Source organism: Sunxiuqinia sp. (assembly GCF_055140945.1).
Map to the genome: position 1 here is coordinate 51,761 of NZ_JBSQYS010000018.1, position 21,837 is coordinate 73,597.

At 39.1% G+C, this 21,837-nt stretch carries 14 protein-coding genes; 3 read left to right on the top strand and 11 right to left on the bottom strand.

Going from position 1 to position 21,837, the window contains the following annotated elements; translation table 11 throughout:
• Nucleotides 1–11 precede the first annotated feature (11 nt).
• Nucleotides 12–1,805 carry a hypothetical protein gene (locus ACTB00_RS10415; protein ID WP_463299860.1) on the top strand — a complete coding sequence of 598 codons (1,794 nt, stop codon included), beginning with the start codon at nt 12–14 and terminating at the stop codon, nt 1,803–1,805.
• On the opposite strand, the gene ACTB00_RS10420 is transcribed toward ACTB00_RS10415, so the two are convergent.
• The 9 genes from ACTB00_RS10420 to ACTB00_RS10460 all read right to left on the bottom strand — a co-directional run bounded on the left by ACTB00_RS10420 (nt 1,802) and on the right by ACTB00_RS10460 (nt 11,432).
• Nucleotides 1,802–2,905 carry an alanine racemase gene (locus tag ACTB00_RS10420; protein WP_463299861.1) on the bottom strand — a complete coding sequence of 368 codons (1,104 nt, stop codon included), beginning with the start codon at nt 2,903–2,905 and terminating at the stop codon, nt 1,802–1,804. The genes ACTB00_RS10415 and ACTB00_RS10420 overlap by 4 nt on opposite strands.
• Before the next feature lie 372 nt (nt 2,906–3,277).
• Entirely contained in the window at nt 3,278–4,552 is a 1,275-nt protein-coding gene (locus tag ACTB00_RS10425) for an adenylosuccinate synthase (RefSeq protein ID WP_463299862.1), read from the bottom strand.
• 187 nt (nt 4,553–4,739) lie between these two features.
• On the bottom strand, nt 4,740–5,180 hold the full coding sequence (locus tag ACTB00_RS10430) for a Fur family transcriptional regulator (protein ID WP_159523182.1): 441 nt from the start codon (nt 5,178–5,180) through the stop codon (nt 4,740–4,742).
• Nucleotides 5,181–5,249: 69 nt separating this feature from the next.
• Entirely contained in the window at nt 5,250–7,496 is a 2,247-nt protein-coding gene (locus ACTB00_RS10435; RefSeq protein ID WP_463299863.1) for a RelA/SpoT family protein, read from the bottom strand.
• 143 nt (nt 7,497–7,639) lie between these two features.
• Nucleotides 7,640–8,227, bottom strand: a complete 588-nt coding sequence (locus ACTB00_RS10440; RefSeq protein WP_463299864.1) for a D-sedoheptulose-7-phosphate isomerase — start codon at nt 8,225–8,227, stop codon at nt 7,640–7,642.
• A complete protein-coding gene (locus ACTB00_RS10445; RefSeq protein ID WP_463299865.1) occupies nt 8,224–9,372 on the bottom strand; it encodes a glycosyltransferase in 1,149 nt (382 codons plus the stop codon). Before ACTB00_RS10445 ends, ACTB00_RS10440 begins: the two co-directional genes overlap by 4 nt.
• Before the next feature lie 106 nt (nt 9,373–9,478).
• The gene (locus ACTB00_RS10450; protein WP_463299866.1) at nt 9,479–9,943 is read right to left on the bottom strand and encodes an NUDIX domain-containing protein; all 465 of its coding nucleotides are present in this window, start codon (nt 9,941–9,943) and stop codon (nt 9,479–9,481) included.
• Nucleotides 9,940–10,845, bottom strand: a complete 906-nt coding sequence (miaA, locus tag ACTB00_RS10455; protein ID WP_463299867.1) for a tRNA (adenosine(37)-N6)-dimethylallyltransferase MiaA — start codon at nt 10,843–10,845, stop codon at nt 9,940–9,942. The genes ACTB00_RS10450 and miaA overlap by 4 nt, the downstream gene beginning before the upstream one ends.
• Nucleotides 10,846–10,904: 59 nt before the next feature.
• Entirely contained in the window at nt 10,905–11,432 is a 528-nt protein-coding gene (locus ACTB00_RS10460; protein ID WP_463299868.1) for an IS1096 element passenger TnpR family protein, read from the bottom strand.
• 321 nt (nt 11,433–11,753) lie between these two features.
• Here ACTB00_RS10460 and ACTB00_RS10465 point away from each other — a divergent pair, with 321 nt between their 5' ends.
• Nucleotides 11,754–13,001 carry an ABC transporter permease gene (locus ACTB00_RS10465; protein ID WP_463299869.1) on the top strand — a complete coding sequence of 416 codons (1,248 nt, stop codon included), beginning with the start codon at nt 11,754–11,756 and terminating at the stop codon, nt 12,999–13,001.
• Nucleotides 13,002–13,112: 111 nt separating this feature from the next.
• Here the strand turns inward: ACTB00_RS10465 and gap are convergent, their stop codons facing one another.
• The gene (gene gap, locus ACTB00_RS10470) at nt 13,113–14,120 is read right to left on the bottom strand and encodes a type I glyceraldehyde-3-phosphate dehydrogenase (protein WP_463299870.1); all 1,008 of its coding nucleotides are present in this window, start codon (nt 14,118–14,120) and stop codon (nt 13,113–13,115) included.
• Between the two features lie 632 nt (nt 14,121–14,752).
• The gene (locus tag ACTB00_RS10475) at nt 14,753–15,022 is read right to left on the bottom strand and encodes a hypothetical protein (protein ID WP_463299871.1); all 270 of its coding nucleotides are present in this window, start codon (nt 15,020–15,022) and stop codon (nt 14,753–14,755) included.
• A gap of 387 nt (nt 15,023–15,409) precedes the next feature.
• Here ACTB00_RS10475 and ACTB00_RS10480 point away from each other — a divergent pair, with 387 nt between their 5' ends.
• On the top strand, nt 15,410–21,769 hold the full coding sequence (locus tag ACTB00_RS10480) for an Ig-like domain-containing protein (protein WP_463299872.1): 6,360 nt from the start codon (nt 15,410–15,412) through the stop codon (nt 21,767–21,769).
• Nucleotides 21,770–21,837 lie beyond the last annotated feature (68 nt).

The window sequence follows — 21,837 nt, forward strand, 5'->3', positions numbered from 1 at the left end:
CAATTGGTTATATGGAAAAACAAGAGCTGCAAAATAGGTTTGATGAGTTAGCTGAAATTCTGGTGAAGGATATGAATCCGCAGGGTTTTTGGTCCGGTGAATTATCATCCAGCGCACTTGGTGTGGCTGTCGCTATTGCCGCTTTTCATTTTTATGATGCAGAACAATTTAAACTTGAAATTGCTAAGGGTTTTGAGTGGTTGAAAAACAATATAAACGCCGATGGTAGTTTTGGTGATTCTCCCCAAAGTCCGGGAAATGTAAGCACCAGTTTGTTGGTTTATGCCGCAACAAATCTGTACTCAACTTCAAAGGCCGATGTGGCCCTGTTGCAGTCCAAAGTTGGACAGTATTTATTGACTGAGGGGATCGATACAAAATCATCGCAGGTTGGCGACTATATTTTAGAGCACTATCGAAAAGATTATACTTTTTCGGTTCCAATTTTAACGATGTGCGGCTTGTGTGGAGTGCCTGATGAACGAGCATTTGATCGTGTTCCACAACTGCCGTTTGAAATGGCTTTGTTGCCAAGAGGCCTTTATCGATTTTTAAATTTAAGCGTGGTGAGCTATGCTATTCCTGCTTTGATCGCAGTTGGCATTGTAATCTTCAAGAAGAAGAAATCGAGTGCTTTTGGTCGCTTCGTAAGAAATCGCTCAGTCAGGAAATCACTTGAGTTACTTGATCGTTTGGCACCTGCCAGCGGAGGTTTTTTGGAGGCAATACCATTGACGGCTTTTGTGTGCTTAAGTTTAATTGAAGCAGGCTATGGAGACTTGGAGGTTGTAAGAAATGGGATCGGTTTTTTGAAACAGACGCAACGTGATGATGGAAGCTGGCCTATTGATGTGGATTTGTCGACTTGGGTAACCGGACTGTCAGTTAGGGCTTTACGGAATCAAAAGGACAAAGTGCTTGCTCTGGAAGTGCAGGATCAGATCGCAAACCATTTGTTGCGGATTCAAAATAAGCAAGTTCATCCATTTAATGGGAGTCTGCCAGGTGGTTGGGGATGGACGAACCATTCTGGCGCGGTTCCTGATGGTGATGATACTCCCGGGGCAATTCTGACCTTGTTAAAGCTAAAACCAATTGGCGAGATTCAGGCGCCTGTTGTTGCTGGTTGCGATTGGCTGGTAGGCCTGCAAAACCACGATGGAGGCTTTCCGACTTTCTCAAGAGGATGGGGTAAATTGCCTTTTGATCAAAGTTGTGCTGATTTGACGGGGCATGCTCTATTGGCGCTCTCCGCAACAATAGAGGCGGTTGGTGATGGGTTGAATCGTAAACAATCAAAAGAATTTTGTGCTTCAATTTCAGGAGCGATAAAGTATTTAGAGAAAAACCAACAAGCAAATGGCAGTTGGACTCCTCTTTGGTTTGGCAATCAATTAACCAGCGATCATTCGAATCCGGTTTACGGAACGGCTCGCGTATTAACTTATTTAGGGGATGCCAATAATCATCAATGGATAAATTCGAGTTTAAAAAGCAGAATAAGTGAATTGATTAGTCGTGGCGAGCAATTTTTAGTTCATGCCCGGAATGAAGATGGAAGCTGGGGTGGTGACAAAGGTGTTGTTGGCACAATGGAAGAGACTGCCTTGGCTGTTGCGGCATTGACGGGGAGCGAACATCAAAAAGCTTGTGACGATGGATTGATGTGGTTGAATCTTTCTTTTAAACGAAATGGGTTGAGGCCATCTCCCATAGGTCTTTATTTTGCATCGCTTTGGTACGATGAAAAATTATATCCATTAAGCTTTTACCTGGAAGCACTGAGCAGAGCGATTGAAAATTAAAGCATTTTTTGTTGGATGGTCGTTATTTCTTCTCCGTCAGTTGTAATGTATTTACCCATCAGGTTCGCAGTCAGGCAGCTGTGAACAGGAATGATCTCAACCAAATCACCAACTTTTATTAAGTCAAAATCTTTGTAAGTCATTTTTAAAATGCCATGTTCTTGCGACATATCCCAGAGGTAATTTTTCTCGTTCAGCAAAATCTTTTCATTTCCCTTTCTGATAACGATTTGGCCATATAAATTTTTCCCGTCAATGTTGATAATTGAATCTTTTGAAATATGGATGGCTCCGCCATATATGGTGATTTCGTTTCTCGATCCGTGTTTGGCGATAACCGGGCAAACCAGCCGGATGGCAATATCGTTGAAATTACAACTCCCTAAATTATACTGCATTAAATCATAAAAGACAAAATTGCCTGGTCGCAATTCATCAACTCCGTCAAAATTATCGCAAATGCTAGCTGAAGGAGTATCGCCCAGAGAAGCCATCAAGTCTGGATAATCCTTGAGATAGCGGTTTTTTAGTGAACGCATTTTTAACAAGGCATCAAAATGAAGGTTGAAAATTTCATATTTGGATTTCGTTCTATACGTGTGCCCACCGTGCGTCAAAAAACCTTTGAAATTGAGGTTTTTGTTTTTGGAAATAATTTGGATTAAAGCATCAATCTGGTTTGTTTTACTGGCCATTATGCCTGTTCGGTTGTGTCCGGTGTCAATTTCAATGAACATTCCAACAGGCGATTTTATAAACTTATCAACCTGAATGAGCATATCTTTATTCTCAATTAGTAAGTTGAGTTTTATTTTTTTTGCCAGCGAATTTATTTGATTGATTTCATAAATATTTATTGGAATTGCAATGGTAATATCATCCCACCCCTGATCGGCAAAGTATTCAGCCATTTCCACTGATGATACCGTGATGGCTTGAACACCAAAATTGCGAAACCACGCTCCAATTTCTGCTGATTGGTGGGTTTTAAAATGTGGCCTGAAAAATACACCTTTGGATGAAGCTTTGTCAACCATCCGTTTAATGTTGTTTAAGCAAACCTCTTTATCGAGAATCAGCGTCGGTCGAACTATTTCCATAAACGTCTCTGATTTTTTTATAGTAAGTATTTGTATATCAAGTTACTTGTTGTGATGACGCTTTTGAAAGTACTCAAAATAAAACAAACCGTCTTGTTTGCATTGTAATCAAACCGCATGTATTTATCACTGATATATTCATATATCAATTGGTTTGTTTTTAATTCGATCAAAATAATTAAGTTATCCGCACAATGATAACTCATTATTTGAGGTTTAAATTCAATCTCTTTTCAAGCAATCTGAATAAGTAGGCTAAATGTAACATTTAAACTTCAAAATTGAAAGTCTGAAAAATGAATTTAAGATCAATTTAAAATACAAAAGAGCCCCTTTGGGAGGCTCTTTTAACTATCGGAAGAAAATTCTTGTTTACTTTTCAATATGAATTGTTTGTGCCCTGTTTGGACCAACAGATGCAATGGTGATTGGAAGCCCTGTTTCATCTTCAATAAAACTGATGTAGTTGTTTAGTTCTTCCGGGAACTCATTCTGGTGAGTCAGTTTTGTTAAATCTGTTTCCCAGCCGGGAAGTTCAACATAAATTGGCCTTACGTTGTCGTCCAGTTCAAAAGGGAATTTGTCAATCACTTCACCATTAATCTCGTACCCAACACATATCTTAATGGTTTCGAAGGTATCCAATACGTCTCCTTTCATCATGAAAAGCTGGGTTACGCCATTAATCATGATCGAATATTTTAGAGCGACTAAATCTAACCAGCCACAACGACGCGGACGGCCTGTTGTTGATCCATATTCGTTTCCGGCATCACGCAGCTTTTGTCCGGTTTCGCAGTGTAATTCGGTCGGAAATGGTCCCATTCCAACCCGGGTGCAGTATGCTTTAAAGATCCCAAACACTTCTCCAATTTTTTGCGGTGCAATCCCTAGTCCGGTACATGCTCCGGCGCAAATGGTGTTTGATGAGGTTACAAATGGGTAAGAACCAAAGTCGATATCAAGCAAGGTTCCCTGTGCACCCTCTGCCAGTACTGATTTACCATCCTGAATCAGGTCGTCAATCATGTGCTCGCTGTCAACAAAGGTGAATTCTTTCAATACTTTAATGCCTTCGAACCATTCTTTTTCTACTTCTTCAAGTAGCTGTTTATAATCGAATTGGTAAAGTTTTTCCAGAATTACTTTGTGCGCATCAATGCGAGCTTTGTATTTTTCGTCAAAGTTCTCAATCAAATCACCAACCCGAAGGCCATCCCGTCCAATTTTATCTTTGTACGTTGGACCGATACCTTTTAAGGTTGAACCAATTTTGGTGTCCCCTTTTGCGGCTTCCGAAGCAGCGTCGAGCAATTTATGGGTTGGCAAAATCAGGTGTGCCTTTTTCGAAATGTATAGATTTTTATGCAGGTCGATACCATGTTTTTTTATCGACTCAATTTCGTTCTTAAAAACAAGCGGATCAAGAACAACTCCATTTCCAATAATGTTAGCTTTATTTTCGTGGAAAATTCCCGATGGAATTGAGTGTAAAACTTGTTTGAAATCGTTGATTTCAAGTGTGTGTCCAGCGTTTGGTCCTCCTTGAAACCTTGAAATGGCATCATATTTAGGGGTTAAGACATCAACAATTTTTCCTTTTCCTTCATCTCCCCACTGGAGACCTAAGATAACATCTACTTTCATTTTATGTAGTTTACAATATTTCAAACATAATGAACCGCAGAAATAAAGCCTGAAATTAGACTGATTTCCACGGTGCCAAAATGAAAATTATTTGGCCAATAAAATTACAAATTATTTTTTCATTTAGGCATAAAAAAACCTCCGATTCATCAGAGGCGATTTATTTATAATGAGTTTACAATATATTTTAAGAGTCGAGGCTTTCGCCATAGATGTATAACGTGTGGTGCGAAAGTTTAAAATTATACTTTAAACAAGCTTCTTCTATGATTTCCCGGATTCGTGGATCGTAGAACTCTTTTACTATTCCGGTGCTTGTATCAATGAGGTGATCGTGTTGAAGAGTTGCGAAAGCTTTTTCAAATTGAGCGATGTTTTTACCAAATTGATGTTTTACGACCAATTTACATTCCAGTAACAAGTCAATGGTATTGTAGAGGGTTGCCCGACTTACCCGGTAATTTTTATTTTTCATTGAAATATAAAGTGACTCAATATCGAAATGACCTTCGCGGGAATAAATTTCATCAAGAATAGCGAATCGCTCGGGGGTTTTCCGGTGACCATTTTTCTCCAAGTATTCTGTGAACATATTTTTCACAGTATCTTTTGTCTTATGGCTATTCATACTCAAAACAGTTTTGCGTTGTAGCCTCAAAAATAGTAAAAAATTAAGATTGTTTAGACTAAATAAAAATTAATTTTCAATATTCTCGATCCGTTCAATCGTATCTATCCCTTTGATTTTCATTAGTCGTGCGATCAATTTGTTTAAATCACCGAGATTGTGAATGTATATATATAGGTCGCCTTCAAAGATACCGTCATGGGTGTCAAACATCACCGTTCGCATGTTGATGTTACTTTGTTTCGAGATAATATTAGTTACCTCGTTCACGATTCCAATTCGGTCGAATCCACTCACTTTGATGCGGGTAAGGTAAGAGCGCTTTTTAAAATTAGTCCATTCGGCAGTGATAATCCGATCGCCATGTTGCGACATTAATTTATTGGCTTCCGGGCATTTTGTTTTATGAATAATTACGTGGTTATTCGAGGTCATGTAACCCAAAACATCGTCACCCGGAATTGGCTGGCAACATTTAGCCAGCGTGTAATTGCGTTCATCAGGATCTTCTTTGAGTAAGAATGTATTTTTCTTGTTGATTTGAGTTTTGGGTAGCATGAGCTCCAACTCGCCCCCCTTATTGTTTTTATTTTTCCCGAATGAAATTTTCCAATACTTTGCTAATTTGTTTTCCCGTCGCGTTTTGAGGATACTTTCTAAATCGTCGATCTGGATAAATCCCATTCCCACATGAGCGTAAAGCTGGTCTTTATTAGATAAATTGTAGTGTGCAGCGAGTTTTTTCAAGGTATCAGCCGACGGTTTTATCTTATATTGTTTGAGCTTTTCTTCAATGATCTCCTGACCTTTTTCCAGGTGTCTTTTTTTGTCAAGTTTGAATGCTTGTTTGACTTTTGTTTTCGCTTTCGCAGTACTCATAAACTTGAGCCATTCCAGATCCGGCGCCTGAGTTTTTGAAGTCAGGATTTCAACCTGGTCTCCGCTTTGCAGGACATAGCTTACCGGAACCAATTTATGATTGATTTTTGCTCCAATGCAATGATTTCCAAGATCGGTGTGAATTTCGTAAGCTAAGTCAATAATTGTTGCTCCTTTCGGAAGGGGTATCATGTCACCCTTTGGGGTAAAAATGACGATTTCCGAAGTATAGAGGTTCATTTTAAATTCATCCAAAAACTCTAATGCATCAGACTCCGGATTGCGAAGTGTCTCGCGAATTTTTTCGAGCCATTTATCTAGTTCCGATTCAATCGAATGAACACCTTTGTACTTGTAATGAGCGGCAAAACCACGTTCGGCAATAACATCCATTCGTTCTGTTCTGATTTGCACTTCAACCCATTTTCCTTGAGGTCCCATTACGGTCACATGGAGCGCTTCGTATCCATTGGCTTTTGGGATTGTGATCCAATCGCGGATACGGTCGGGTTTGGGTTTGTAGATGTCAGTTATCAGAGAGAGGATGTCAAAGCATTGGCGTTTTTCGGATATGTTTGTTTTTGGCTTAAAGACAATGCGAATAGCGAGTAAATCGTATATTTCATCAAATGAAATCCCTTTGGTTTGCATTTTATTCCAGATTGAAAAAATGGATTTCAATCGTCCGGAGACTGTAAAATCGATACCTTCATTCTGGAGTTGATTCTGGATGGGCTGGACGAACTCATTAACCAAATATTCTCTTCGTTCCTGTTGGTTTCTTAATCGAAATACAATTTGATTATATGTTTCCGGTTGATTGTATTTCAGACTTAGATCTTCCAGTTCAGTTTTGATGGAATATAGCCCGAGCCGATGAGCCATAGGGGCGAAGATATAAAGTGTTTCGGCTGCAATTTTTAACTGCTTTGGAGTTGGCATGCTATCCAAAGTCCGCATATTGTGCAGTCTGTCAGCCAACTTTACTAAAATAACCCTAATATCATCGGAAAGGGTCATTAGCATTTTCCGAAAATTGGTAGCCTGCTTGGAGTCGTGTTGAGAGGTGATTTCATCCGAAAGCTTGGTTAAGCCGTCAACGACCTTTGCCACTTTCTCACCAAATAGGTTTTTAATATCGTCGGTTGTATAATCGGTGTCTTCAACCACATCATGTAAAATGGCTGAAATAATGGACGTTGCTCCGAGTCCTATTTCCTGAGAAACAATCATTGCAACTGCGATAGGGTGAACAATGTATGGCTCGCCTGATTTTCGTTTTACACCTGCATGAGCACTATTTGCAAATTCAAATGCCTTATGAATCCGTTCTCTTCCCTCCTCGGTGATTCGCTGATCAAATGATTTTGTAAGATTCTCATAGTAATCAGCAATCAACCGTTGCTCAGCTTGTGTCTGTAGTTTGTTTTTATCCATCCTTCAATCCCTCGAAAAGCTATTCTTTTTTGCAAAAAGTAAATATACTTTAATTCTTTCGAAAACAGAGGCCGATCCCTGTAAGTCAAATTAAATTTCACGAATCATTAATAAAGTATTAACTGGTCAAATTTGTTCAGTTTTTAGGAATTTTGGTGCTTGTCAAACAAGGCTTTTTCAACTTGTTCGCAAATAACATGCCCAACAAAAATATGGGCTTCCTGAATTCTGGGGGTGTCAACGGATGGAATTGGTATAAGTATATCACAAACACTTTTTAGTTGGCCGCCAAGCTTTCCGGTTAAGGCGATCACTTTCATGCCGATATTTTTAGCTTCTTTTGCTGCATTGACAACGTTCTCAGAGTTGCCTGATGTTGAAATTGCGATTAAGATGTCGCCTGCTCTTCCAACTCCGGCAATATATCTTGCATAGGCTACTTTAAAATCGTAGTCGTTTGAATAAGCCGTGATGAATGAAGAATTGACGTGACAGGCTTCGGCTTGTATCGGAGGTCGGTCGATATAAAATTTGCCGGCCAGTTCAGCTGCAAGATGTTGGGCGTCGGCAGCGCTACCGCCATTCCCGCAAAAAAGTGTTTTGCCGCCTTTTTGATAGCATGAAACCAGTTCGTCGATAGCTCGTTTGATATCATTCAAAATTTCTTCGTTTGCAAGCAAGGCTCTTTTTAGTTCAATGGCTTGCTCAATTCGATTAGTTATTTGCTTCATGCGATCTGGTTTAGTTTGTTGTAAACGGAAATAAAAGCATTTACCATATTGGTCCACGAAAACTTTTTCTTCTCTTCAATTATATTTTTTTCGAATATCGGCTGACGATTTTTTTCGTAAAAATCTAATATTGCATCGGATATTGCTTTTTCGTTTGGAGCGACTACATAACCTATTTTTTTGTCGGGAATAATTTCGGAAAGGCCACCAACATCGGTTACCAGCATCGATTTTTCAAAGTGATAGCCAATTTGAGTTACACCACTTTGGGTGGCATGCTTGTATGGTTGTACCACCAGGTCGGATGCGCTAAAGTATTGACTGACTTTTTCGTTGGGGATAAAGTCAGTATGTAGTAAAACGTGATTTTTCAATCCGAGACTTTCTATCATTTGCAGATAGGGTTCGGGCTTTGTGTAAAACTCACCGGCAATGATTAGTTTGACCGGTAGTTTTTTTATTTGCTCATCCGAAACTGCTTTCAATAAAAGGTCTAGTCCTTTGTAATCGCGAATAAAACCAAAGAAAAGTAAATAACTAACTCCCTGCTCAAGTCGAAGTAAGTCTTTGGCTTTTTCTTTTTGAATTTTCTCTCCGAAATTGTCAAATAGCGGATGAGGACAAAGTTCCCGAGGAAGCTTGGGGTTGAAGGTATCGATGTCGTTGAGGACAGACTGTGACATGGCAACCATTCCATCAATGCTTTTCATGAAATAGCTCGTAAGTGCCTTGTCTCCCGGCCTTTTTTCATGTGGAATGATATTGTCAGCCAAGCAAATAACTTTGGTGTGTTTATTTTTTTTCACCAGACGACAAATTGTACCCAAAACCGGGCCCATAAACGGCAGCCAGTAGCGAACCATTAGTAGATCGGGCTTTTCTTTTTGAATACGTTTCCCAACTTTTATCCAATTAATCGGGTTCACAGAGTTGACGGTTCGCTTGATATTTAAATTGTCGGGTGCAGATTCATCTACATATTGCGACTTCCCCGGGAACAACAAATTGGGGTATTGAACCGTAAAGGTTTCAATTTCAACCTTCATCCCTTGTGACTGAAACTCCTCTGCCAACCGTTGATTGTAGGATGCTAATCCTCCACGGAACGGATAGGCTGGGCCAATTATTTTTACAGTTTTGATCATGGTTTTTGGCTAAGGTCACTAACCTATTTGATATTTTCGGTTTCGCTTCTATCACAAATTGTTAAAGACTCGAAACATGACACTAAATTATTTGCACTATTTAAACTTACTCTTCTGTTTGTTGGATCAGCAAATTTGCAACATGTTTGTCAATTGGGAAAGATAATTCATCAGCTTTTAGCTCTTTTATTTTAACCCAGCGAAAGGATTGATTTCCGTTTTTTAGTTCAGGAAAATCAAAAGCTTTAACTGAGATCTTAAAGTTGACTGGCGGTTTTAGCATGGCCTGGTAATAAATACTGATCAATTGTTGATTTTTAAAATAGCGTGCTTTCTGATAAAAGTCGGTGGTGTAAAAATGCACTATTTGTTCAATTTCCTGATCGCACTCCTCCTGCATTTCACGCTTTAAGCAATCAATTGTGCCTTCTCCAAATTGAAGCCCGCCGCCGGGAAATTTCGTCATTTTTGTATTGAGTTGAAATTCATCAGTTAATAATACCTCATCTTCTTTATTCACAAAGAGTCCGTAAACACGAATGTTGAATTTTGCGTTGGCTTGCTGGTTCATTCTGCACTATTATTTTCGATAAACTTAGTGATTTCATTTGTTTGATGGGGCTCAAACCAATGTATGTTTTCATCTTTTCGTAGCCAGGTCAATTGTTTTCGAGCGTAGTGGCGGCTGTTTCGTTTGATCAGCTCCACCGCTTTTTCTTTGGTGATCTCGCCATCCAGGTAAGCAAATAGTTCTTTGTATCCGACTGTATTTAATGAGTTGAGATTTTTGTAAGGAAATACTCGGCGCACTTCGTCCTCCAAGCCTTCTTTCATCATTTGGTCAACCCGTTTATTGATTCGGTTATAAAGTTGCTCCCGATCCATGTTCAGGCCAATTTTAATAATTTTAAATGGGCGTTGTTTTACGGTTTTAGTTCGAAAAGACGTAAAGGTTTTGCCAGTCATCATGCATATTTCAAGAGCCCGTATAATACGCTTGGGATTCTTTAAATCGACCTTTTCGTAATATGCGGGGTCGAGTTGCTTCAGTTTCAGCCTCAGGTGCTCCAATCCGGTTTCCTCGAATTCGTGTGTTAGTTGTTTGCGAATTTCAGGATCAACATCCGGCTGGAAATCAATCCCGTTGCATACAGCATCAACATAGAGCATGGAGCCACCACTTAGAATCACAGTTGAATGCGTTTCAAACAAATCAGTGATTAATTTTATGGCCTCGCTTTCGAAGCGGCTCGCATTGTAGGTTTCGTGAATGGAATGTGAATGGATAAAGTGATGAGGAGCCTGATTCAGCTCATCTGGAGAAGGAACAGCTGTTCCAATGGAAAGCTCTTTAAATAGTTGGCGGGAATCGGATGAAATTATTTCGGTGTTGAAATAGTTCGCAAGCCCGATGCTTAGTGTTGTTTTTCCAATACCAGTGGGCCCTTGAATAACAATTAGTGTTTTGCGCATTGTTTGAATAGTTGAAGGGCAAAGGTAAAGGTTTTACCTAAAAACAGGAAGGGGACCTGTTAGTCCCCTTCGATTAGATCCTCCATTTCTCCAAAAATTTCGGTATAATCATCTAAATCACCATAATCTTGGTAACCATTCTCCGTTTCGAGAATTACTTGACCCTGGTCCTGGAGTTCTTCTTCCAGTACTTGTGCAGGGGCATCACCTTGTATCTCGGTGACTTGGTTTTCTTGAAGATGCTTTTTCATGTAAATTTCAGTTAATTCAATATAAAAAGATCTGTCACTAAAAAAATCGAACACATACAGCAATCGCTGCCCTGTGTCAGAGAGGATATCATGTAGCTTGGTTTTTCCCATGACCTCAATCCGGGAACCGTTTTTGCCACAATCTAAAAATGTAATTTCCTTTTGTATTCCGAAATTGTCGCCCGCAACAAAAAAAGAGGCAAGTTGATCTGAAGTATACTGACAACAATTTTGAATGCACCAATGCAGATCAGCAAAACTTCTTTCCGCATCTATTTCAATTACGCGTAAAAACTCCGAATTTTCAATAGATGTTATTTTAAACTGATATACCATGCAGTTATCTTTTCGAAAAAATTCTTCAGTAATTAAAGTTGTTGTTTAAGCACACAGGTGTTTTTAACGGTGAGAGGTTGCAAAAGGTTAGTTTATAAATGTTAAAAAAGATTAATTGAAGATTTGTCTTGTTTATTGTTTTGGTTGATAGTGATTTGGAGTTGGTTTGTTTTAGTTTTTGATTGGTCCGATTGACGAAAAATTGAACTTAAATTTCGTGTATTCGATGAAAAATAGTCTTTTAAATTCGAAAAGTTTGTTGATGAATTCATTGTTTTAGTATTTTTAATTAGTGATCTTACCAGTTCGAAAAATATTATTATGCAATATCAAACATTAGTCTTTGAGAATTTAAGAATTTCGTTGAATGCCATTCAGTCGAATTTATTGCGCACCATTCTGACCGTTTTGATTATTGCAATTGGAATTACAGCACTTGTGGGAATACTAACTGCTATTGATTCGATAAAGGCTTCTATTACCAATGAGTTTAACTTTATGGGGGCGAATTCGCTTACAGTTACTTCGCGGGCAATACAGGTTCAGCAAGGTGAAAGCCGGGTGCGGAAAAAAAATCATCAATACATTAGTTATTATGAGGCACAGGAATTTAAGGAGCGCTTTAGTTTTCCTGCCTTAGTTTCTATTTCGGTTGATGGTACCGGAAATGCGACGGTGAAGTTTCAAACAAAGAAATCGAATCCGAATGTTAACGTTCGTGGAGTTGACGAAAATTACCTGGCAACATCAGGATTTGAAATAGAACGAGGGCGTAATTTTTCCAATACGGATATCGAGTCAGGCTTGAATAAAGTGTTGCTAGGTAGTGGGTTGGTTAATAGGCTGTTTGATAAGAATGAAAATCCGCTTCATAAAGAGGTAAGTATTGGAGCCGGGCGTTATGAGGTAATTGGCATACTCAAGCCAAAAGGTGGTGGTTTTGGCAGTGGTGGAGATGAGATTTGTTTTCTACCGTATTATACGGTGCGGAATTATTTTTCCAGGCCACAAATGAATTTCAACATTCAGATTAAGGTTGACAATGCTCAATTGTTTGAGGCTGCGATCGGGCAGGCCGAAGCTGATTTTCGAAACGTAAGAAATTTACGACCTACTGATGAAACAGATTTCAATATTGAAAAGAGTGATAATCTGGTTAATATGCTATTGAATAATATTCGAAATATCACACTTGTAGCGACTATCATTGGATTCATTACTCTTTTTGGCGCAGCGGTTGGCTTGATGAATATTATGCTGGTTTCGGTCACGGAACGAACTCGCGAAATTGGTATCAGGAAAGCGATTGGGGCGAATTCTTCGTTAGTGCGTCAGCAGTTTTTAATTGAAGCCGTTGTGATAGGTCAAATTGGAGGTGTTGTAGGCATCATTTTTGGAATTCTGGTCGGCAATATCATTTCAATGATGATTGATAGTCAGTTTATTGTGCCTTGGTTGTGGATGTTTACCGGGGTGTTGTTGTGTTTTGCTGTTGGAATTATTTCAGGCTATTATCCTGCTCAGAAAGCAGCACGCATGGATCCGATTGAGAGTTTGAGGTATGAATAGTCATCTTCGCAATTTGAGCTACTGTTGAGCTTAAGCAGCTTTGTTAAGTTGTATGACAAAAAAAAGGCACCCAAACGGATGCCTTTTCAATATTCTAATTGGTTTCAGTAATTATTTTACTGAGTCCATGTATTGGATCAATTCGCAAACTTTTGCTGAGTAACCCATTTCATTGTCATACCAAGAAACAACTTTTACGAAGTTTGGAGACAAAGAGATACCAGCACCAGCGTCGAAGATAGAAGTACGAGTGTCGCCAACGAAGTCGTTAGAAACAACCATATCTTCCGTATAACCAAGTACACCAGCCAATTCGCCTTCAGAGGCAGCTTTCATGGCAGCGCAAATTTCTTTGTATGAAGCACCTTTTTCTAATGTAACAGTTAAGTCAACAACTGAAACGTCAGGAGTAGGAACACGGAAAGCCATACCGGTCAATTTTCCGTTCAATTCTGGAATTACTTTACCAACAGCTTTAGCGGCACCAGTTGAAGATGGGATGATGTTTTGACCAGCTCCACGACCACCTCTCCAGTCTTTCATAGAAGGACCGTCAACCGTTTTTTGAGTTGCAGTAGTTGCGTGAACAGTTGTCATCAAACCTTCTTTGATACCGAATTTGTCATTCAATACTTTAGCTACAGGAGCCAAACAGTTTGTTGTACAAGAAGCGTTTGAAACAAAATTCATTTCGTTTGTATAAGATGCATTGTTAACACCCATAACAAACATTGGAGTATCGTCTTTTGAAGGAGCAGACATGACTACTTTTTTAGCACCTGCGTCCAAGTGACCTTGAGCTGATTCTTTCGTTAAGAAAAGACCGGTTGACTCAACAACGTATTCAGCTTCAACAGCTCCCCAGTTAATGTCAGCTGGGTTTCTTTCTGCTGTTACGCGGATTTCATCACCATTTACGATCAATTTTCCGTCTTTTACAGCAACGTCACCGTCAAACTGCCCGTGAGTTGAATCATATTTAAGCATGTAAGCCATGTAGTCTACATCGATCAAGTCGTTGATTGCTACAATTTGAATTGTTCCTTTTGCAATAGCTTGACGGAAAACAAAGCGACCGATGCGACCAAATCCGTTGATACCGATTTTAATTTTTGACATAGTTGATAATTTAAAATTAATGAAAGATTATTCTTTTGATTTATTAGCTTTTATCTGTTTTTTTCAAAGCCCCACAAAATAACTAACTAAAATCTAGATGATCAAATTTTTCGATTTTGATTTATTTATTTTCACGAGAGCTTAAAATTCAGTTAATGTTTCCTTTGAAATTCCAAATTAGGTTCAAGGTGAACTTAATGGCAGTCTCAAATTATCCGATGAGTTTTATTGGTTGTATATATAATTGTATAGCCCGCTCAAATTAGGCTTCTGATAAGTGGTTTTAAAATAAAAATACTGCGTAATTCCACGTGTCCGCTTAAAATATTCAATTCTCAGAGGGTTTAAAATCGCCTAAGTTGTTGAAATGTATTGAATTATTACGGTTTTTAGCTGTCGTGTTTGAAAGCAAACTGTGCGGGCAGCGCGGTGTTCCGTCGTAAAATTGGAAATAGTGGTGGGCTTTCCGTGTTCTGTAGAAATAGTCTCATCCGGGTATGGGGTAAAAAAAATGCCCGAATTAAGTAGTGCGAATAATTTAGTGTGATGTTTCGAGTCTTTAACAATTTGTGATAGAAGCGAAACCGAAAATATCAAATAGGTCCGTGACCTTAGTTTGCGCTGTACTTTTCTCAACTGCATACGTGTTTTAAAACATAGTTCAAAAAAGCTTCTGAAAACTGTAAATTGGAGTGTTCGTTTTCAATTTGGGCTATGTTGTTTAAGATCAGTTTCTCTGTATTGTTTGCGTCAACCGTTGAAGGAGTAACGAGTTCTATATTTTCTTTCTCATCCAACTGTTGGCTGTAGGCCGGACATTTGCAGGTTTTACATGACGAAATTGCAAATAAGAGGCTTGCTGCAATTGTAACCATCAGTTTATCAGTTGTTTTTAACTTCATCTTTCCCATGTGTTATAAAAACAAAGATATCTTAAAAATATTGTATCGCGTGTTATTTTCAGGTGTACGTTCTTCGAATTTGAAGGAAGATTTGCGGTGTTCAATGGAGTCATAAAATCCCGATTACTAGTTATATTATTAAGTTAATCTTCAAATGGAAAGCGTGGGAACTTTGCATATACTCCGCAGTTGGGGGTTTTTGGTGTTTGTTAATTTGTGTAAAAAATCTTTGTTTTTATGCGAAAAAACGCTTGTACATTGCTGATAAATTTTATAGGTTTGTAAAGTCTTGGCGAAAGTTATGCCTTGGCCGTATTAGAAATTTATGAATATGGATGATATAATACAATCAATCAATCAATTAAGTACAATTAAAAAACAAATGCTATGAGAAAATCATTTACTCGGCTCTTTAGTTTTATGCTAGTGAGTATGCTGATGTTTGCGTCAACTGCTGAAAGTATGGCACAGACGCAACCTATCGGTACGCCTCCGCAACAAACTATCACAACTAGCGTCGACGCTGTAACAACTGTTTGTTATAACGAAGATAATAGTTACAAAGTACAGGTCTCTGTTATAGATTTTGTGAATCTAGACAGCCTGAATTTAAATTTGGATTATACGCTTGGAGATTTCGACTTTGTTAGCGCAACATGGTTAACAGGTGGTACAAGCGGACTTCCATTGAACGCTTCTCCAGCTTTAGTTTCAGTAACTGAAACTACACCCGGAAAAGTTAATATTGTGTGGGGTGATAATGCTGTCACTCACCATGAAATTAAACCGGATGATAGTGAAGTTGCAATTCTGGAATTGGAATTTCAGGTAGTTAATGCAACTCCAAAAGCTTCGTATACAACTACTATGTCATGGAATGCTTCTAGTAAGTATTACTGGGAGAGTGGTACTGGTTATGAAGCTGTAAATAATCTTGAATTTATTGGCGGTGTGTTAACTGCAGAGCAAATTTATACACCTACTGTAGATGTAGGTGATAGCGATGCTTTATGCTATGGCGGAAACGTTGATGTAGAAGTTACTTCTCCTGCAGGAACAAATATTGAATATTTATTCAATGATAACGATATTGCAGGTGGTGCATGGACTCCAAACAACATGTTGAATGTTACTGCTCCTTCAGCGAGTAATACTGTTATTGCAAGAAATACGGATACAGGATGTATTTCTCACATGTTAACCTTCAGTGTCGGTTCGGCCGATCCATTAACGTTTGATGCTGACAGTGCTGATGCTGAGTGTTTCGGTGGAAATGGTGAGATTCAGTTTTATACTGATGGTGGTACTTCTCCATATACATATTGGGTAGTTCCTGAGGCTAATTTTACAGCTGTAGTTACTAAGTTAATTAACAATCCTAGCGACGCTACTTTAAATGCGTATAAATTTTCTGCTGCTACTGTATTACGCCCAGCTGGGAAGTACTATATAGCTGTTGACGATGCTAACGGTTGTGCTAAATTGTTGAACGACGCTGAAACTGGTCCTTCAACATACTGGATGACTGCTACTATTGCAGAAGAATCTATCATTGATATTCTTAGTTCTACCGTTGTTGATGTAACATGTTATGGTGGCAGTGACGGTTCAATTACTGTTGAGCCAACTGGTGGTAACCCCAAAGCTGTAGGTTATACTGTTGAATTAAACGGAACTGAGTTAGATACAGTTACAGGTTCTACCTACACTTATAGTGATTTAGCTGCCGGAACGTATACTGTTACTATAATGGACAGCCTTTGTTCTCGTGATTTCGAATTCACGGTAGATCAACCAGAAGCTGTTGACTTTACAGTAGATTATAAAGACGTTCCTTGTAACGAAACTCCGGACGGACAAATCTGGATTGAAACAATTACTGAAGGAACAACAACGACTACTGTTGATGATACAAATTACAGTGGATGGACATTTGACGTGTTTAATGCTTCAGGTGTTCAGGTTGGTGCTACAACAGCTGTTGGAGATACTATTGCCGGATTAGATCCTGCGTATTACACGTTGGTACTGACCGATGGAACTTGTACCTATGACTATATGAATACTGATGGAACTGACGTAATTCCTGTTATGTCTCCTGATGAGATTACCTATTCACTGGTCATTACAGATGTAGCTTGTAATGGTGGCAATACTGGTGAGATTGATGTAACAAGTTTAAGTGGTGCAACTAATTACCAGTTTTCATTGGATGGAACAACTTGGTCTGATGATCAAACTATTTTTGAAGACTTAACAGCTGGAAATTATGTCGTATATGTAAGAGACAAAGATAATACAGATCGTTGTGTTATTGATAAAGCTGCTGAGGTCGAAGAACCTGCTTCTGCAATTTCAATTACATTAGTTGAAGACAATCAACCTACTTGTCCTGATGGAAACGACGGTAACGTAAGTATTGATGTTTCTGGTGGTACTCCATTCCTGGATTCAAATGACGATCCTTACTATATGTATTCCGTTGATGGTTCTCCATACTTTGTAGGTAACCCAACGTTTGCGTTGACTGAAGGTGATCATGATATCAGTGTAAAAGATATGAATGGTTGTGAAGAAACAACAACTGTTACAATTGACGCTTTAGATCCGGAAACTATTTCTGCTTCTGCTCCTTTCATCGATTGTTATGGTGATGAGGTAGCTATTGATACTTCAATTATTTCTCAATCATATGCGTTCAATCCTGAGTATTATACATTGTATGTGAATACTGTTGATGAAGCAGGTGGTGTTGAATTTAAACCTGCTGATGAAGGTGTTGATGCTGACTTGTTCCCTGCCGGAACATATTACATTTCGTCAATGAGTCCAAACGGATGCTGGACGAATGTTTACCCTCTTGAGATTAAACAGAACCCAGAATTGGAATTAGTAGACGTTACTGTTTCAAATGCTACATGTAATGAGTATTGGGATGGATTTATTTCTGTTCAGGTAACAGGTGGTACTGCCGTTAGCCCTTCAACACGTTACGAATATGCAGTGGCAAATAACCCTGTAGCTTTTAGCAATCCTGGATCTACTATTTCTTGGGAGCCATTCTTCAATGATGATGCTGACAATGATAGCACGACTATTATTCAAGTATTAGAAGGAACTTACTACATTGGAGTTCGTGACTCTTGTCAAAATATTGTACAAACAGAAGAGATCGTTATTACAGCTGCTGAATCTATCACTATTGGTGATGTTGCGGTAACTGATGTTGCTTGTTTCGATGACGCAAATGGTGAAATAGACGTTACTGGTTCAGTAACAGGTGGAAATGGTGATTACCGTTATACATTAACTCAAGAAGAAGGATTTGATCATACATCAGGTGCGGGTTTAATTGGTTCAGCGAAACAAGCTTCACCGGTTTATGCTGATTTAGAGGCTGGTGTTTATAAGTTAGTTGTTGATGACACTACATTGCCAGTTTCTTGCCCTGCAGATACAATGGAAATCATTGTCACATCTCCAGATCAACTGATGTTGGCGCTTGATAGTTTACATGTAAGCTGTTATGGCGAGGAGGATGGTGAAATAATGGTTTCTATTTCTGGAGGAACAGGTGGAACTTATGAAGCATTTGATGTTGACGATCATAACTTTGAAACTCCAAAGGATACTGATGGAAAATGGATCGCCGATGGTAATGCCTACAAGGTGACTATTAATAATACTGATCCTAACGGAGTATCTTATGGAACCTATGCATTTAATGATACTGTTAACGCAAAGACCTTCCAGGTTGCTGCTGGTGAGTATGTAGTTAAAGTAGAAGACGCTCACGGATGTTCAGTTATTGATACTGTTATGGTTGAACAGCCAGATATGTGGGTATTGACTACATCCAATACGTTGCCTTCTGACTGTGGTGCAGCTGACGGTACAATTACTGTTGATATTGCAGGCGGATGGTTAGGAGAAGATTTGGAAATCAAATTAGATGACGGTAGCTGGGTTTCTGTAACTGATGAATCTCATATTTTTACAGGAATCGAGTTTGGTGAATATGACATTATGGTTCGCAATAGCACATTCCCTGTAGATGTTAATACAGCCGCTTGTTATGGAGAGACAACTGTTACATTGACAGAGCCTTCTGAATTTGCTTACACTGTAAATATCGAAGACGCAGAATGCTATGGCGCCTATAACGGTAAAATGATTATTACTGATGTTACTGGTGGATCAGGTAAATACCAATTCCAATTAGTAAGTCATAATAATACCATGTATGATCCAACTGATAATACATTGTGGGAACCCAATGATGGTCCTTTGGATGCTGATAGAGAGTTTGTTACTGAGTTTACGTTTGATACTCTTGATGCTGGTCACTATACTTTATATATCCGTGATGATGCTGGTTATACACTTTCTTCTTGTGGTGCATTAGAATCATGGGAAGTTGAAGAGCCAGATTCATTAGAAATCACAGAAACAATGTGGTTGAAAGATGTAACTTGTAATGGTGGTGCTGACGGATCATTCGAAATTCAAGTTCAAGGTGGAACTGCTCCATATGTATATGCATACACTGAATCTCAGGTATCTCCTGACCCAGAGCACCCATATCAAATGATGCCTGATGTAAATAACGCTAACCTATGGCAAGATTCTCCTGTGTTTGATGATGTTCCTTCAGGTACATTCATAGCATGGGTAGTTGATGCGAATGGTTGTTTCCAAGGCGGAGAGATTCGTACTTCTGGTGCTGTTATTGATCAACACCGTGTAGTTATTGACGAGCCGGTTGAAATCGTTGTAACTGACACTACTGCAATTGAAGCTACATGCTACGGCGTAGAAGATGGTAAAATTACTATTGGAAATGTGGTTGGTGGCAATGGCGCTCCATTTACTTATAAGGTAGAGGGAACAAAATATGATGGTACTGCTGTTTCTTACCTATTCGACAATGATGGTGATGGATTTGATGGTACTAGTAATACAATCGGTGGGGTATTTGCATCATTTGACGATACTAGTACTGTTATGGGAATGGAAGATATGTATGCTGTAACAGCGATTGACGTTAAAGGCTGTGAAGCTGAACCATTCTACATCGCTGTTAATCAGCCAGAAGAGTTCGTAATCGAAGCGGTTATTGATGAAGACGCATTCATTTGTGCTAATGACCTTTCTGGTATTTTGGATATTGTAACGGTTAGTGGAGGTACAGGTACATTTGAATATCAGGTATATCGTAACGATGTATTGGTTAGAACCTGGACTTTGAATAGCTCACATGTTGTTGAGTCAGGATATACTTACGTTGTTGAAGCGAGAGATGCGAACGACTGTATGTCTTATGATACAATCATGATCGAAACTCCTGAGCCTGTTGTTATTGCTGACATAAAGGACTTGACTTGCTTTGGTGAAGTTTCACCAACTGTACGTATTACTGCTACTGCAGAAGAAGGACGTGACTTGATGGTTCGTTACCAAAAAGTTGAAGGTGCCAGCACTGTTGGAGCTTGGAGTTCATGGATGGCATTCAATGAGGAAGATGGTACTGCAACACATGTTTATAGTACTGGATTAACTTACGGTGATGACAACGAAAGTGATGGTCACTATAACTTCCAGGTGAAAGACGAGTTTGGATGCATCTCTGAAGTTGTATTTGAAACGTTCGTTCCTGTTCAAAACGAGTTAACTGCTACCTTCTCTGTTGAAGGAACTGTATTGACTATTTCTGATATTGAAGGCGGTATTGCTCCTTACATGTTAATGATAGGTGGAGTTGATATGGGTGAAGTTACAGAAACTGTAGTGGTTGATTCATTGATGGTTGGCGAAACTGAAATCAAAATCATGGATGCTCACGAATGTGAGGCTGTTGATACTGCGAAAGTAGAAGAACTAATGGTTACTGCTGATCCTGCTTCAGGTGATGATATGGAACAAATGTTCGACGTTGTATTAACGTTCAACCGTGAAGTAACAATCGTGGATGGAGACATCACTGGTGGTACCGTGACTCCTGGAACCGGAACTGAATTTACAGTTGCGATGACAGGTGCTGATGGAGATGACTTGACGCTGACTGTTGGTTCTACTATTATGGATATGGGTGGAAATGCATTGACCGAAACTACGTTCACTTACACGGTAGGTGACAATACTGGCCCAATGCCTGCTACTTATTCTCCTGAGGATGGAACTACAATCCCTGATAACCACCCAACACTTACTGTAACATTTGATGAAGATGTTGTAGCAGGAAGCGGTAATGTTTACATTACTAAAGTAGGTGGAACAACGCCTGTACTTACTATCCCATTGACTTCTGGCATGGTGGACGGATCTACAGTTACTGTAGACTACACTTATGATCCTGAAGTAGGTGGATTGAATAAAAATACAGAATACTATGTGACGTTCGACGCTGGTCTTGTAGCTGATGCTGCAGGTAATGAAAGTGCTGAACTGACTGACGATACAGTATGGAACTTCATTACTGGTGACGATTTTGCAACTGGTATTGAAGAGCCAAGTGGTTCTCTCGAGTTCAACGTGTATCCGAACCCATTTGATGGATTTGTTACTGTTGATAATGCTGATAAACTTTCACGAATCATTGTTACAAACGTTGCTGGTCAACGTGTGAAAGACATTGTTAGCCCTAACACTAACATTGACTTGGGTGACTTACGCAGTGGTATCTACCTCATGACTTTAATTACTAAAGATGATGTAGTTGCTAAAACTGAAAGGCTTGTTAAAAAGTAATGCCGAATTGATTGATTAAGAAGGGGGAGCCAGTTGGCTTCCCCTTTTTTTGTATTTTTGTATTTCTA

Coding starts and splice junctions, on each gene's coding strand:
- ACTB00_RS10465 (WP_463299869.1), top strand. CDS start 11,754: ATGCAATATCAAACATTAGTCTTTGAGAATTTAAGAATTTCGTTGAAT.
- gap (WP_463299870.1), bottom strand. CDS start 14,120: ATGTCAAAAATTAAAATCGGTATCAACGGATTTGGTCGCATCGGTCGC.
- ACTB00_RS10445 (WP_463299865.1), bottom strand. CDS start 9,372: ATGATCAAAACTGTAAAAATAATTGGCCCAGCCTATCCGTTCCGTGGA.
- ACTB00_RS10440 (WP_463299864.1), bottom strand. CDS start 8,227: ATGAAGCAAATAACTAATCGAATTGAGCAAGCCATTGAACTAAAAAGA.
- ACTB00_RS10415 (WP_463299860.1), top strand. CDS start 12: ATGGAAAAACAAGAGCTGCAAAATAGGTTTGATGAGTTAGCTGAAATT.
- ACTB00_RS10480 (WP_463299872.1), top strand. CDS start 15,410: ATGAGAAAATCATTTACTCGGCTCTTTAGTTTTATGCTAGTGAGTATG.
- miaA (WP_463299867.1), bottom strand. CDS start 10,845: ATGCGCAAAACACTAATTGTTATTCAAGGGCCCACTGGTATTGGAAAA.
- ACTB00_RS10460 (WP_463299868.1), bottom strand. CDS start 11,432: ATGGTATATCAGTTTAAAATAACATCTATTGAAAATTCGGAGTTTTTA.
- ACTB00_RS10425 (WP_463299862.1), bottom strand. CDS start 4,552: ATGAAAGTAGATGTTATCTTAGGTCTCCAGTGGGGAGATGAAGGAAAA.
- ACTB00_RS10435 (WP_463299863.1), bottom strand. CDS start 7,496: ATGGATAAAAACAAACTACAGACACAAGCTGAGCAACGGTTGATTGCT.
- ACTB00_RS10475 (WP_463299871.1), bottom strand. CDS start 15,022: ATGAAGTTAAAAACAACTGATAAACTGATGGTTACAATTGCAGCAAGC.
- ACTB00_RS10430 (WP_159523182.1), bottom strand. CDS start 5,180: ATGAATAGCCATAAGACAAAAGATACTGTGAAAAATATGTTCACAGAA.
- ACTB00_RS10450 (WP_463299866.1), bottom strand. CDS start 9,943: ATGAACCAGCAAGCCAACGCAAAATTCAACATTCGTGTTTACGGACTC.
- ACTB00_RS10420 (WP_463299861.1), bottom strand. CDS start 2,905: ATGGAAATAGTTCGACCGACGCTGATTCTCGATAAAGAGGTTTGCTTA.